The organism is Proteiniphilum sp., assembly GCF_040307845.1.
In the GTDB taxonomy this organism is placed as follows: domain Bacteria; phylum Bacteroidota; class Bacteroidia; order Bacteroidales; family Dysgonomonadaceae; genus Proteiniphilum.
On sequence record NZ_JAWRIS010000045.1, the window covers coordinates 25,991 to 40,500 of the forward strand.

Genomic DNA, 14,510 nt, shown 5'->3' on the forward strand with positions numbered 1-14,510 from the left:
TCAATATCTTCGGTCTCTCATGGAGACTGAAGCAGTGCCGGTGCCGGACGAACTTGTCGGGGATTTTCTTTTTCCCCGACGATTTACTTTCTGTTGTTGGGGTATAACGGAGTGATTTTCCTGCTTCCAGAGATTCTTTTCAAAATCAATCAGTTCCTGTTCAATTCTTTCCTGTTCGGCTTTCATCTCTTCGGGGGTGGAGGTATATTGCGAGATGGCAAGGTTGCGGGGATTCTGCGCCTTGTATATCTCACCGTCATATTTTCTCATACGGAAAAAATCATCCATACTTCCACTCATGCTGTTATTGAGGGAAGAACCCATGACCGGCAACCGGCGCGCATATGGAGCTATTTCTTCGTATTGGATCCAGAAAAGTGGATAACGGGTGATAGTCCCGTAATCTTCCCTGCGGTGCAAGACGGGGCAAATAGCGAGGGGTTTCACTCTGAAAGAGGAATTGCCCGTATCGAAATAGTAGGCTTCTTTCACGAAATAGCCTTCTACCTCATTCCCCGGAATATCCATATCATTGACTACAATTTTCCCGCCCTTAGTCTCATGGTAGATTCCAAATCGGTCCAGAAATTCCTGAAAATTGATCCGGTATTCGTCGGTGAATTCTTCCTTCCCGTCCAGATATTCATAAGCCGGAACAGTATTTTCCTGCAATAAATTGAACATCAGTGTAAACAGACTCGTCTTTCCATCTGCCGGCGTAACCGGATAATAGAGCGGGGCATTGGCTTCTTTGGTGAGGTCGAGATAACGGTAGATGATACGCGACCATTTGGCATTTTCTATACTTTCATCGCTGTGTCGGTTCCGTTGCTCCATACGGATATTTGTGCCGGCAGCCTGATGTTGCACCGTGCTCTGCCGCCGCTGTTCTATTCTTTCCCTCGCCGTTTCCTGGGAGAAGAGAGTAGTAACCGCTCCTGCTATCAGTGAAATGAATATCAATAATCGTTTTGTTTGCATATTTTTATAATAGAATAAAGAGTAAAGAATAAAGACTTTTAGAACCAAGATTCAAGAACCAGGACTTTATTAATTGACAATGGATGATTGACAATGAATTATACACTTCAGACTTCTTAACTTCTTAACTTCTCAACTTCCTTTCAATTAGTCACATTATCCATATTGTCACATCATCTATACATCATCACATTATTCTCACTTCCATAACGGCAATCTCCCGCTCTGTCCCGTCGGGACCGGTAGCCCGTACACCCGAAATATAGAAATAACTTCCTCGCGCAAGACGCCTGATCTGTTCTTTCTGCCTTTCTGAGAAACGGTTTCCTTCGGAAATTTCGGGAATGGCATTGCCCATCGAGTCGAAGAAGACGGTGCGGAAACTGGTCACCCTGAATGGAATGGAAAGGATTCCGTCATCGATGGCGGCCTTGATCTCCCCCGCATTCATCAGGATGGCTTTCTGTAATCCTCCTCCCTTGAACATCACCGGATTTCCATTGGCATCACGGTGTTCAATATATGGAGTGGGATCGGGGAGTGCGCGTACCCTGAACTCTTTGGTGACCACGCGACGTATGTCTCCGCCTGCCGTATGAACCGATACTGATATGGCGACATTCTGTCCTACAGTTGTGGGGCGGGCGATCCACATATTTCCACGGCGTGCGAGTGTACCGCCGGTTATAGTGGCATTTACATCCTGAGGGGCGATACCCGGTACGGAAATACTTACTTCATTGTCGATACCGGCATACAATACATTCATAAGGGTAGGGGCAATGGTGGCTACCGGTTCGATCACGGTGTAGCTGCTCTTGAACTGACGGCGGGTCACGGCGCCGTCGTTGCCGGTCAACTCCAAGTATCCTTCCACGGGGAATGTCCCTGTGCGGTCGGCCCGGACAGAAAAATAACCATTTTCCTTTGTGTCGAGGGGCAGTCCGTTCATCATGATCCGGGGTTGCCGGGTAGAATCTTCTGCAGAGAGTATGATACGGGCATTGTAGGAACCACCCTGAATGACGATATCCGACTCGGGAATAATATAGGCATTCAACCGGTTTACGCGGAAATCGCCCACATCCACGTTGTGCAGGATATTGGCCAGCGCTTCTCCCTCTGATGAACGGATATCATTTTCTATCTTCGTGAGCATGGTGATAGCCGCGGCCAGCGGCATCTGTTCAAAGAGTGATGCTTCCCAGCTCTTATTACCCGACCGCGACCGGGTACTGAGGTTTTTTTCGATAATTGACTTGCGGGCGGGATCTGTTACAAGTTGTGTCACTGAATCACGGTAAGCATCAATGGCATCCCTGAACTTCTTCCCTTCGCCATTTACAGGAGAAAGCATAACTACTGAGGCGGCTTCCAAATCATCTTTGTTTTTGATGTTGTTGATATCCGCTTTTCTCCCGTCGGCTTCACGCACCATCCGTAGTTTTAGTCCGGCGATATAATATGCCAGCGAATCGCTCATGGAACGCACCTGCATCCCTTTCCGGTACCACTCTCCGGCTTTCTCCGGATTTTGTGTATGGTAAGAAGATAGCTCATCCATGATCAACTTGTTGCGTTCCAGCATTGTACCGGATGAATCTCCCAGGCTATTATCCACCAGTTTAAACCCGTCGAGCACCTCTACCGAGACGTTGAGTGCCAGCATCGCGATGAACACCAGGTACATCAGGTTGATCATCTTCTGACGGGGGGAATTGGGACTGTTAACTGCCATAGGACGGGGTTATAGGTTGGGGTTGGCGGGATTATTGTACCGGTTGACTGTCATGGCATTCAACATACGGGCATAGACATCGTTCAGTTCCCTGAGTTGATCTGCCATTTTTTCGACCTCGGTTTTGATGACCGATCCATCGGGCAGGGTATCACCGTACATATTTCTGAGGCGTGCCAATCCCTGGTTGATCTGCTCAATGGCACCGATCTGGCTGCTGACACCTTTTAACTGTATCTCGTAGATGGAATTGAGGCCGGACAATGTACGGTTCAAGTTCTCCATTTGTTTGGCATACTCTTCGGTGTGTGCTGACAAAGTATGCGTTTCTATCCCAGATCCACCGTAGGAGGTGCCCGCATACATATTGGAGGTGGCAGGGTCGAGACCGGTCGGGTGTGATACTTCCGATAAACCCTGGTTTTCACCCGAATTTACCGTGGAGAGTGCCGGAAATACCTGTTCCCACCTGTAATCGCGTATTGGCGTATCGAATGCGGAAAGGATAAATACGATACATTCGGTGACCATTCCGATAAATAGCATCTCATTGCCAAAAGGAAAGTGGAGTAGTTTAAACATCGCACCCAATATCACGATAGCAGCTCCGAAACTATAAGCGAAGTTGATGGCCCGTTTTCCCCGTTCGGTTTGCAGGAACCGTTCAAGCCTGTTTTTGTATCTTTTGTAAGCGTTCATTTTTTTTAATTACTAATTACCAATTACCAATTACCAATTACTAATTACCAATTACCAATTACCAATGAATAGGAATTATACAAATCTCAAATCTTGAGTCTTGGTTCTTGTATCTTGAGTCTAAAATTTATTTTCCCGAACTGACTTGTGTCCTTACGCAACGGAATCCGATGTAAGACCGTCCCCGGTTCTGGTATTCACTGTCGCGCATATCCGACCGGATAAAGGTGGAGATGTCTTTCCAGGAACCTCCTTTCACCACTTTTCGTTTCAATGCATAAGGATCTTCCGTAGCAGCGTTGTAGCTATATTCAGGATTCAGGTCGCCCATCAGTTCATTACCCGACTCGGTGTAGGCGGTAGAAGTCCATTCCGCCACATTTCCGGCCATATCATATAACCCGGTGTTATTGGGCTTGAAACTCCTCACTTTTGCGGGAATAAGATGATTGTCGGCGCCATAGGCCCCGTCGCCGGGCTTGAAGTTAGCCTGGAAACAACCGCTTTCACTTGTCGTGGCATCGGAGTCCCACGGGTACCGGTTGTCGGAATTAGCGTTGCGAGCCGCCATTTCCCATTCCGCTTCGGTAGGTAGGCGGTATTTTTCTATTGTCACACCTTGTTTGTTAATGCTCCTCCGCAGGAAAAGGGTTCTCCACTCGCAAAAAGCAGTTGCCTGTTCCCATGAAACTCCCACTACCGGATGGTGTGCGTAGGCAGGATGAGAGAAATAATTGCGCAAGTAGCGCTCATTATCCGCATTCGGAAAATCATTTACCCAGCAGGTGGTATCGGGGTATATATTGACGATACGAGTGTGTACAAAATCGTAAAGGCTGCTCAAGGGACGGGTGATGGTCTCGTTGATGATCCGGCCGTCCTGGGCGATATAAGCTGTATCTTTCGATATCATAACCACTTCATTCGGATCGATGGTGATATCGCTGTTCAATATCCTCTCCGTGGGATTTAACCGGTGCTGCCGCCTGGCTGCTTCCGCCGCATCGAACCACTCGTAGCGGAAATTCATCTGTCGGGGATCCAACATCTTTTCTCCTGTGATGGGATGGGTGGTATAGATGCTGTTGATGGCTGCCTCCTCTTCTTCGGTATTTCTTGTCCAGGGAATGGGAATTCTCCAGTTGAGTCGAGGGGTAACAGGATCACCGTATTCATCCTCAGTGATCTTGTAAAAGTCGTCGCCGGCATAGGCAGGATCTGCCAGTCGTTCACGGATGATGGAATCCCGTACCCAGAAAACGAACTGCTTGTATTGGGAGTTGGTAATCTCCGTTTCGTCCATCCAGAAATTATCCACCGATACCCCACGGGTAGGGATGGAAAACCCCCACAGCGAGTCGATTTCTCCCGGTCCCATGGTATAGGCTCCCCGCGACACTAATACCATATTATAAGGTGTAGGTTCCCCCCACACTTTGCCTACAGGTACGCCGGTCAGTTCCCCGCCGATACTGCTCCCGATCCCGGGTCTCCCGCAGGAAGCGACCAAGATCAATAGTAGTCCGAACAAGATGTATTTTCTCATATTTTTTACTTATAACCAAGAGTTTTTAAATTGAAAATAGACAATGGAGAATTGACAATGACTTCTTAATTTCTTAACTCCTTTTTCATTAGTCTCATTGGCATCACCTTTTTACCTTTACCTTTTCACCTTTCCACCTTACAACAGCCGGATGCTCTTGTGCGATTGCCGTTTCGGCTTGAAATAGTCGAGCGGAAAATTATACCGGAGATAAAACTCATGACTCCCGTTACTATTTTTCCCAAGTCCCGAAGTGTGACTCCCGTAGGCATATCCCAGCTCTATGTCGCGGATGACGGCTCCGGCAAAAAACGCGTATCCGTCGTTGCTCCATGATGCACCTCCCGAGAGTTTCTTGTTGTATTCCATGCGAAGGGTAGCCATTACCAATGTCTTGTCGCGATTGGCCTGCACCCACACCGTCGGTTGTATTTCTAACGGATGGAACAGATGAATATTGTATCCGGCCATGAAATTGTAGGAGCGAGGAATGGAGGAGCGGGCGGAATCACTTTGGATATCTGCCGAAAGAGAGTCGGCCTGGGTGTAAAATCGGGGTTGGTTGAGATGTGTAGCCGACACTCCGGCAAAAAAAGCTTTTCCGGTCCATGAGATGCCTGCGCTTAGGTCGATTGGCTGTTTTTCGGTTGGATTTACACGGAGTGTGCCCTTCCTGTATTGAATCGAATCCTCGAAAATATGTTTAGATCCCGCATCGAAATGGAGGTCATACAGACCCGCTTGCAGTCCGATATGCAAAAATCCCTCACCGATCTCTTTTTTGAAGCTGTATTGTGCAGCCAGTAAAGAGTTGCGAAGTTTACCCACAGTTTCGTTGTATACCACCAATCCCGCACCGTGACGTCTGCCGAAGAATTCAAAAGGCATATTGGTGGTGAGATAAAATTGGCGAGGGGCATTTTCTATGCCGGTCCATCCATAGCGGTAGAGAGCGGTGGCAGAGATCGCCTCTGTTTCCCCGGCAAAGGAGGGGTTGAAATAACCCTTCACCGCCCAGTATTGGCCGGGCGGATCGTCCCACTGTGCCTGCAGGTGTGCCAGGCTCCATAGCAGCAGAAGTATAATGAACGAGAAACGCCGTTTTTCCATTATGTGTATAACTGAAAAACGGCGAAAAAATTGTATTCAGGAGGAACTTCCTTCTATATTTGGGACGATTTTACCCGCATAAAGCGGAGCATGCCGAGCATCCAGCGGGGGAGGGGTTTTTCGGGATCCCTTTTTTTCAGGTTGAGGCTTAATCCCAGTTTTTTAACCACCGGTATTTTGTGCGTTTCTACAAATTCGATCAGGGTGCCGTCCGGATCTTCGATATAAGCGAACTGACCCGCGGCATCCCCCATATCGAACGAGTTACCTTTCTTTATATTTTGAGTGGTGTCTACCGTGAAGGGATGTCCCAGTTCTGCACATTTTTTGCGTAGAGCGTCCATATTTCGGATGTCGAAGCAGACCTGGATAAATCCGGGATCACCCCAGAAGCGCCCTTCATAGAGTCTTTTCGGAGTACGTTCCAGTGCCTGCACCAGTTCTATATATGAGAAACCGAACAGCTCGCTAAGGCTTCCTTTCCTTGGTTGTGTGTGCGTAAGCAAACGGCGCCGGAATTGTTGTGAGCCTGAAGGTAATCCTTCGAAATCGGGGAAGAGGCCGGTTTCATCGGCAATGATCTTGTCATAACCCAGGATATCACCATATACCGTCATCGCTTTATCGATATCTGTTACGCCGATAGTTACACCGACTGCACCGCCGGTCGACCGTCTTTCGTCTTTAAAGATATAATCGTCTTGTATGATTTGAAACAGGTTTTCGTACGGGTCTTTTACATAAAAAGTCTGATACCCGTCGATATTTTTCTGGAGTCCGCCGAGAATACGGGCCTTTGGATTTTTAGAAAATTCTTTGAATGTTCGGGCAACATCCCTGCTTTTTATTTTGCAGGCCAACACTCCCAAATCGCCCATATTCAGTTCGAAATCAAGTGGTTTTGGCTTTCGTTCCGCGTACTGCCAGACTTCAAAACCTCCTCCACCTTGCATATTTATGGCGATCAGCGCATGGCGCCGTTGCGGTTTCCCTCCCGTGTAGGGGAGCATCAGTTCCGCTACTTTGTCGTCTTCCAGGATACGGATATCCATATTGAACAACTCGATGTAGTATTTCCATGCTTCGTAGAGGTTTTCCACTCCGATGCCTACCTGTTGAATACCTGCAATAATATAATTGTCTTCCATATAAATTGAAATTTAGAACCAAGACTTAAGAGCCAAGAACCAAGATTCAAGACATAAGATATTTGATGCAATTACGTCGCTTTGATTTTCCTGACCATTTTCCTTGCCAGTCCGGGAAAGAACAGCTTGATATACACCATCAGCAACTCTTTACCTCCGACGAGCACCTCCGGTTTTTGTTTATCAATGGCTTTTACGATCTTTTTTGCCGCTTTCTTCGCAGAAATACCATTGTCTTGTCCTTCATCCATCCGGGCATGTTTTTTGCCGTCAGCCTCTAATGCGTTGAAAGAAATGTTTGTTTTTACCCGCCCGGGGCAGACCATCACTACCCGGATATTCCGGTCGTAGTATTCCGCATGAAGGGTCTCAAAAAAACCGTAGAGAGCGAATTTGGATGAAGCGTACGCCGAACGCAAGGGAAAGCCGAATTTTCCGGAGATGCTGGAAGTGACGGCAATAGTGCCTGCACCTTGATCAATCATCGCAGGTAACAGCCGTTTAGCGATCCTGACCGGTGCAAAAAAGTTCACTGCCATAATCTTTTCATCTACCCTGTAGGCTGTATCCAGTATCTTAGAACGCTGGCTGATACCGGCATTCAGGAACACGATATCGATTTTCCCAAAGGCAGCGATGGCCTTGTCGGTCAACTCGTCGATATGCTCCAGGGCAGATAGGTCATAAGGCAATATGATGCACTGTGCACCCAACCGGATGCACTCTTCCTGCACTTCTGCCAACCGTTCCGCCCGTGTAGCCGTAAGGATCAGATTGACTCCCTGTTGTGCATAGAGATAGGCGCATGCTTCACCAATACCCGACGAGGCGCCCGTAATCCATATAGTCTTTTTTTTAATTACCATCAGTCTCTCATCACCTCATTCCACAATTGTGAACGGTAATCGCCAATAGAGTGGGGAGCACATTCATCCACGTTGTATACGTTATGTGATGTATAGATCATCTGTTCGAGGAAATAGGGAGCCCGGTTGGGTCCTTCTCCGATGTTGAGTAGCACTGTTTCTCCGTTTTTGATGAGGTTTTTCCTGAGTGCGACAAAAAAACCGGCTATGGAGACAGCAGAGGCGGGCCCGGGAATCACTTTCTGTTCATAGGCAGTCAGTTTACCTACGGGGACTAATTTCTTTTCATGCATTCGCAGGAAACTGCCTCCGGACTCTTTTACCAGTTTTGCCACGATGGGGTAGGTAGCCGGATTGCCGGTCGCCAGGGTAGGCACTTCTGTCTGGGGGTTGTCGATAACAGGATATTTCTTCTCGAATCCTTCAGGAAATCCTGCACTCTCGGCATCTTCCCATGCTTGCACCATCGGGTCGCAGCCATCTGGTTGCACCAGCAGGAAACGGGGATTTTCCAGTGCAGGATAGACCTGTTTAATCTCCCTGATTCCTTTGTCAATGGCAATGGGGCCTGTACCGCCGCTGACAGCCTGGATATATACATCGGGAAACTTATCCATCTGCCGGAGCCATTCGAACACCATGGTTTTTTTTGCCTCTACCCGGATGGGATCTATATTACCGGTCGACATCGGGATATTATGCAATTGGGCATATCCTGCCGCGATCTCCTTGGCTTTGGCGTAGTCGCCCATCACCCGGAATACCTGTTGGCCGTAGGAGCTGATAGTGGCTTCCGACGACTTGATCGCATCTTCCGGCATAAATACGGAGCAGTTTACTTTTGCCAAAGAAAGATATTTGGCGTATGCTGTTGCAGAGTTTCCTGTGGAAGCGATACAATATTGGTCGATTCCAATCTCATTGAACAAACTGGCTGCCAATGAGGCTGCAATATCCTTGAAAGTGCCGGTTCCTCCGTTCAGGTCATTCCTGTAGACATGCACATTGAGGTCGAGCCCGTACTTCTTTTTGGCGAACTCCTCCAGGAATGGCCACCGTTCTACCGGAATAGCGCCTTCACCTTTTGAGATGATATGCCTCCTGCGCAATAGCGGAAGAAAGGGAAAATAGTGCCAGAAGCTGTTCGGGCTACGGCCGATAAGGCGTGGTAGCCGCTGATAACGCCGGTTGTACCATACTTCGGAATGCTTACTTCCGCACTTCGGACATTGTTGATTCTGATCGAACCAGGTCCAGAAGTTGGGAGTTACATATCCACATTGGGTACATTCCAAATAGTACTTATGTTGAATTTTTATACGGAGCATTTTCTTTTTTTATGTGATCGACATGGATGTTTATGTAGTAGACATCGATTTTATCTCATCACCGACATATTTTCCTGCTTCGAGGTTTGTTTTTATCTTTTTGAATACTTCGATGGTTTCATCCACATCCTTCTGCGTATGCGAAGCGGTAGGGATCAGCCGGAGCATCAGTACTCCCTTGGGTACTACGGGATATAGAACCATAGAGCAGAAGATATTATTATTTTCACGCAGGTCGATCACGATATTGGTTCCCTCGGGAACAGATCCGCTGAAATAGACGGGGGTCACCGGTGACTGGGTATTACCGATATTGAATCCGTCCGCCAACAATCCATCCTGCAGTGATTTGGCGATTTTCCAGAGGTTTTCTTTGTGTTGGGGTTGCGTTTGTATTATTTCGAGACGTTTCAGTGCGCCAATCACCATGGGCATGGGGAGTGATTTGGCAAATATCTGGGATCTCAGATTGTATTTCAACGAGTTGACGATGGCTCTCTCGGAAGCGACAAACGCACCGATGCCGGCCATTGATTTGGCGAAGGTGCCGAAATAGATATCCACTTCGTCCATCAGCCCGAAATGCTCACTTGCACCCGCTCCGGTCTCTCCCATAGTGCCAAATCCGTGTGCGTCGTCTATCATCAGTCGGAAATTGTATCTTTCCCTGAGTTTAACAATCCCGGGAAGGTTCCCCAGATCACCCGACATGCCGAATACCCCTTCAGTGATCACTAAAATGCCACCACCTGTCTCTTCTGCCTTTTTGGTAGCAAAACCAAGCATCTTGTCGCATCTCTCCATATCGTTGTGGGGATATACAAAACTTTTTCCGCCTTTGGCTTTGTGCAGGAAGATACCGTCCATGATACAGGCGTGAGCTTCGGAGTCGTAGACGATGACATCGTTTCTTGAAACCAGCGTGTCGATGATCGACACCATTCCCTGATAGCCGTAGTTGAGCAGGTAAGCTGCCTCCTTTTTTTCAAAGGCGGCGAGTTTGTCTTCTAATTCCTTATGGTATTTTGTCTGTCCCGACATCATGCGCGCCCCCATGGGATATGCCATACCCCAGTCGGCTGCAGCTTTCGCATCTGCTTCACGTACTTCGGGATGGTTGGCCAATCCCAGGTAGTTGTTCAGGCTCCAGGTAATCATCTCTTTACCGCGAAACCTCATCCGGGGGCCTATCTCCCCTTCCAGTTCGGGAAACATAAAATATCCTTCCGCTTTTTTGCGATATTGCTCAAGCGGTCCTTCGGCACTTTTCAGCCGGTCAAAAATATCTGTCATGATTTTTGAATATGTATGATTGGTTTGATTTTCCTTTTTGCAAAGATAAACAATTATAAGGATTATTCCATCTGTAAGATATCGTTTGTCCTTGTTAATGTTTACTGTTCTTTACTTCCACAAAATCGGCATCTTCGATTTCGCTTGACTCGAACTTCTTTTTCTGATATTCTATAATCCGGTCCTGTTGGTTCTCTGGTTGTTTAGGCTGTTGGGGTTGTTGGCGTTGTCGTTGGCGAAAGGTTGATGCTTGTCTTCCACGTTTTCCCATAAGGAAAGCTGTAAATGCCTTCAGCAAAAAATAGACAACCATAAAACCCAGAAAAAATTTAATTAGGAATCCCATATCTTACTATGATAAATTGATGAATGAATAAAGATACAATGATTCATGCAAAGACAATGAATATCTTTGTATTATTTAACGTCTTTATGGTAGGTTGAGATGGAAAGGAGGATATAGGCAACTATCCCCCAGGCGGCACCGGCGATCCCCAGAAACGCGACAAACAGGATCATCAGGACCACCAGAAGGATCTGTTTTTCATTCCCTTTGAATGCCAGTTCTTTGATCTTTAACGAGAACATCGGTATTTCGGAGATCATCAACAGTGACATCAGGATGATCAACCCCGCGGTGAGATAAAATATGTATTCGTTGCCTGCCGCTACTCCTGTCATCCCGTAGCAGTAGCTGATCCAGAAAAGTCCGTTTGAAGGGATAGGCAATCCCAGGAATGATGTGGTTTGCCGCTCGTCGATATTGAATTTTGCCAGCCGGTAAGCGCCGAAGACGGGTATGAGAAATGCCAGGTAGGGAAGCAGCGGATGTAAGGGTTCCAGATAACCGGGGATGAGGGAGTAATCCCGGAGTAGAATGAAAACTGCAGCAGCAGGAGCTACCCCGAAACTAACCACATCTGCTAAGGAATCCAACTCTTTTCCTATGGGAGAATAAGATTTTAGCAATCGCGCTGCCAATCCGTCCAGAAAATCGAACAGGGCGGCAGCGGCTACCCATAACACCACGGCTTTAAAGTTTCCCTGAAAAGCCATGACAATGGCTACACATCCTGAAAAGAGATTTAACAATGTGACGATATTGGGTATCTGTTTTCGCATAATCGGTTATTTTGATTGTTTGGCAAGTCTTGCCAAAAATGTGACATTGGCATGTACCTCTTCTCCCAATTCGACCAATATCTCACTGTCCGGCGGCAGAAAGACATCCATTCTGGAACCCAGTTTAATAAAGCCGAGCGGAGCTCCTATATGCACTTCGTCTCCTTCTTTCACATAAGTGACCACTCTCCTTGCTACTGCCCCGGCGATTTGTTTGGTAAGTATTGTTCCATGATCGGGTGTTTCGATCAGGATATTGGTATGCTCGTTCTCGTGGCTCGATTTAGGCAGATATGCCGCATGAAAATTTCCATCCACGTGGGAGAGATGGATGATCTTACCGGTGACCGGGATCCAGTTGGAATGGGCATTAAAAAACGACATGAAGATGGAGACCTGAATGCGTTCGTCATGAAAAAACTCTTTTTCGAATACTTTTTCAATGGCCACTACCCTGCCGTCGGTAGGGCTGTTTACCAGACCGTGCAGATCACCTTTGTAGGCGCGATTGGGGTGCCGGTAGAAATTGAGCGTCATGCCATACAGAATGATTGACAATATTAACATCATTGCGATGAAAATAGGATAGGAGGATAGCAAGACCAGAAATATAGCGTTGATCACTATCAGCCCAATGCCGACCTTGATCACAGCCGATTTCCCCTCTTTATGTATACGTAATAGCTTCATCATCATATCATCACATTGAAATGCTGCTGTTGGTATGTTGAATCGATGGGTTCCCCCTTCTTTTCCATTTCTTCGCGGTATTTTTCAGGTATGATTTCCTCCCATAACTGAGGTTGCAGATAGGGGACGATGGCTGGAACTACCGCTTCCACCCGTTTGAAGAAAAATGATTCTTCTTTTATTTTTCTGTTGATCACCCGGTCGTTATTGTCAAGCATCAATACCAGATTGAGGAGGATGCTCAGGAAGACCATCATGGTGCCGGCTGCAATCACCGCACCCAGCAGACGGTTGACAAAACCAAGAAATACTACATCGATAAATTGTTGAAGTAACCGTCCTACCAGTGATAGCACAATAGCAATGGCTACGAATGCGAGAATGAAAGACAATACTCTCGCGACTTCGGGCGAAAGGCTTATCAACCTGTTTATTTCGGGCAGGATAATTTGGGCCAGTCTTCCTCCGAAGACAGCTGCCAATATGATGGTTGCCAGCCCCACAAGCTGCATAATCAACCCTTTACGGTATCCGTTGATAAAGGCAATAAGCAGCAATATGCCTACGGTCAGATCAAACCAGTTCATAATTTGTATTCGAGATTGGTTTGTAAAGCTTTTATTTGTTTGTTCAAAAAAATGGATGCCTGTTCTCCGAATTTTTCCGGTGAATCGGTTGTAAAATAGTATATACCTCCGTTCTTTGTACAGTTTTTGTCCATCTCAGGATGTCTTTGAAGATACACTTTGAGACTTTCGGCTACATATTTTCCCTGGGAGATTACTTTTACGTTTTCCGGGAGGTATTGGGTTATCTTACCCATCAGTAGTGGATAATGTGTACATCCCAGGATAATCGTATCGATGAGAGGATCTTTTTCAAAGAGCCTTTCCAGATGTTGTTGTACAAAATAATCGGCTCCTGGCTTGTCATACTCTCTGTTTTCTACAAGAGGAACCCACATGGGGCATGCTTCTCCGGTTACGGTTATGTCGGGGTATAATTTTCTGATTTCCAGATTGTACGATCCTGACCGGATGGTTCCCTCTGTACCCATAATACCTATATGTCCGCTTTCAGAAAGAGTTGCCACCGATTCTGCGGTGGGGCGTATCACTCCCAGGACCCTTTTCCGGGGATCTATCCCTGGTAGATCGACCTGTTGGATGGTTCGCAAAGCTTTTGCGGAGGCTGTATTACATGCCAGGATTACCAGATGGCACCCCTGTCTGAAAAACCATTTTACCGCTTCGAGTGTGAACTGGTACACCCGTTCAAATGAACGGCTTCCATAGGGTGTCCGGGCATTATCACCCAGATAGATATAGTCGTATTCCGGCATCAGTGTCCTTATCTCAGAGAGTACCGTCAGTCCACCGTATCCGGAGTCGAAGACCCCGATGGGTGTCACTTCCCGACTTTTATTGTTATTCTGTTCCTCCACGTTTGTTGAGGATTTCGCTTAACGGATACCCAATTTTGATTTTACGTAAGGATTGGCATTTATAGCATCAGTAGATACAAAAGCGATTCCCGGATTGGCCAAATCGTAGATCACAGTATATCTTTGTTCAGTACCGACAGCATGGATGGCGTTCTTTATTTTTTGTTTCAGGGGTTCCAGTAATTCTTTTTCCTTATTTTCGATATCCTTCTGGGCCAATTCCATGAATTGGTTTATTCTGCTTTCCAGTTCGGTAAGTTCCTGCATCCTGCGCAACTTGATATTTTCAGAGAGAGAGGCTTGGTAAGTGATATAATCCGAATATTTTTTGTTGTATTCGTTCTGCATCAATCCTAACTCTTGTTCGTAGTTCTCACTTAATGTAAGCAGTTGCTGTGTGGCCTTTGCCTTTTCAGGCATCTGTTCCAGCAGTTCGGTCGTATTTACATAGGCAACGGACACTTGTGGCAGCACCTGTGAAAAAGCAGTTCCACCAACCAATGAAATAAGCAGGGTAAGTGTGAAAAAAACTTTTTTTGTCATTG

At 46.8% G+C, this 14,510-nt stretch carries 15 protein-coding genes; all 15 read right to left on the reverse strand.

Annotated elements, in window-relative coordinates:
• A complete protein-coding gene (gene porN, locus ABV001_RS11470) occupies window positions 1-981 on the reverse strand; it encodes a type IX secretion system ring subunit PorN/GldN (RefSeq protein WP_352422931.1) in 981 nt (326 codons plus the stop codon).
• A 187-nt stretch (window positions 982-1,168) separates the two neighbouring features.
• On the reverse strand, window positions 1,169-2,719 hold the full coding sequence (porM, locus tag ABV001_RS11475; RefSeq protein WP_352422932.1) for a type IX secretion system motor protein PorM/GldM: 1,551 nt from the start codon (window positions 2,717-2,719) through the stop codon (window positions 1,169-1,171).
• Between the two features lie 9 nt (window positions 2,720-2,728).
• Window positions 2,729-3,418, reverse strand: coding sequence for a type IX secretion system motor protein PorL/GldL (gene porL / locus ABV001_RS11480; protein WP_352422933.1), 690 nt, complete (start codon window positions 3,416-3,418; stop codon window positions 2,729-2,731).
• Between the two features lie 127 nt (window positions 3,419-3,545).
• Window positions 3,546-4,964, reverse strand: a complete 1,419-nt coding sequence (porK, locus tag ABV001_RS11485) for a T9SS ring complex lipoprotein PorK/GldK (RefSeq protein ID WP_352422934.1) — start codon at window positions 4,962-4,964, stop codon at window positions 3,546-3,548.
• A gap of 138 nt (window positions 4,965-5,102) precedes the next feature.
• Complete coding sequence (locus ABV001_RS11490) at window positions 5,103-6,074, reverse strand: PorP/SprF family type IX secretion system membrane protein (protein ID WP_352422935.1); 972 nt, start codon at window positions 6,072-6,074, stop codon at window positions 5,103-5,105.
• A gap of 53 nt (window positions 6,075-6,127) precedes the next feature.
• Window positions 6,128-7,222 (reverse strand): VOC family protein, encoded by a 1,095-nt coding sequence (locus ABV001_RS11495; protein ID WP_352422936.1) that lies wholly within the window; start codon window positions 7,220-7,222, stop codon window positions 6,128-6,130.
• A 71-nt stretch (window positions 7,223-7,293) separates the two neighbouring features.
• Entirely contained in the window at window positions 7,294-8,088 is a 795-nt protein-coding gene (locus ABV001_RS11500; protein ID WP_352422937.1) for an SDR family oxidoreductase, read from the reverse strand.
• On the reverse strand, window positions 8,088-9,416 hold the full coding sequence (locus ABV001_RS11505) for a threonine synthase (RefSeq protein ID WP_352422938.1): 1,329 nt from the start codon (window positions 9,414-9,416) through the stop codon (window positions 8,088-8,090). Before ABV001_RS11505 ends, ABV001_RS11500 begins: the two co-directional genes overlap by 1 nt.
• 30 nt (window positions 9,417-9,446) lie before the next feature.
• The gene (locus ABV001_RS11510) at window positions 9,447-10,709 is read right to left on the reverse strand and encodes an aminotransferase class I/II-fold pyridoxal phosphate-dependent enzyme (protein WP_352422939.1); all 1,263 of its coding nucleotides are present in this window, start codon (window positions 10,707-10,709) and stop codon (window positions 9,447-9,449) included.
• A gap of 94 nt (window positions 10,710-10,803) precedes the next feature.
• Entirely contained in the window at window positions 10,804-11,055 is a 252-nt protein-coding gene (locus ABV001_RS11515; protein WP_352422940.1) for a hypothetical protein, read from the reverse strand.
• Between the two features lie 71 nt (window positions 11,056-11,126).
• Window positions 11,127-11,831 (reverse strand): CDP-diacylglycerol--serine O-phosphatidyltransferase, encoded by a 705-nt coding sequence (gene pssA / locus ABV001_RS11520; RefSeq protein ID WP_352422941.1) that lies wholly within the window; start codon window positions 11,829-11,831, stop codon window positions 11,127-11,129.
• 6 nt (window positions 11,832-11,837) lie between these two features.
• Window positions 11,838-12,527 (reverse strand): phosphatidylserine decarboxylase family protein, encoded by a 690-nt coding sequence (locus tag ABV001_RS11525; protein ID WP_352422942.1) that lies wholly within the window; start codon window positions 12,525-12,527, stop codon window positions 11,838-11,840.
• A complete protein-coding gene (locus tag ABV001_RS11530; protein ID WP_352422943.1) occupies window positions 12,524-13,108 on the reverse strand; it encodes a CvpA family protein in 585 nt (194 codons plus the stop codon). Before ABV001_RS11530 ends, ABV001_RS11525 begins: the two co-directional genes overlap by 4 nt.
• Window positions 13,105-13,965 carry a glutamate racemase gene (gene murI / locus ABV001_RS11535; protein WP_352422944.1) on the reverse strand — a complete coding sequence of 287 codons (861 nt, stop codon included), beginning with the start codon at window positions 13,963-13,965 and terminating at the stop codon, window positions 13,105-13,107. The genes ABV001_RS11530 and murI overlap by 4 nt, the downstream gene beginning before the upstream one ends.
• A gap of 18 nt (window positions 13,966-13,983) precedes the next feature.
• Window positions 13,984-14,508 carry an OmpH/Skp family outer membrane protein gene (locus ABV001_RS11540; RefSeq protein ID WP_352422945.1) on the reverse strand — a complete coding sequence of 175 codons (525 nt, stop codon included), beginning with the start codon at window positions 14,506-14,508 and terminating at the stop codon, window positions 13,984-13,986.
• Window positions 14,509-14,510 lie beyond the last annotated feature (2 nt).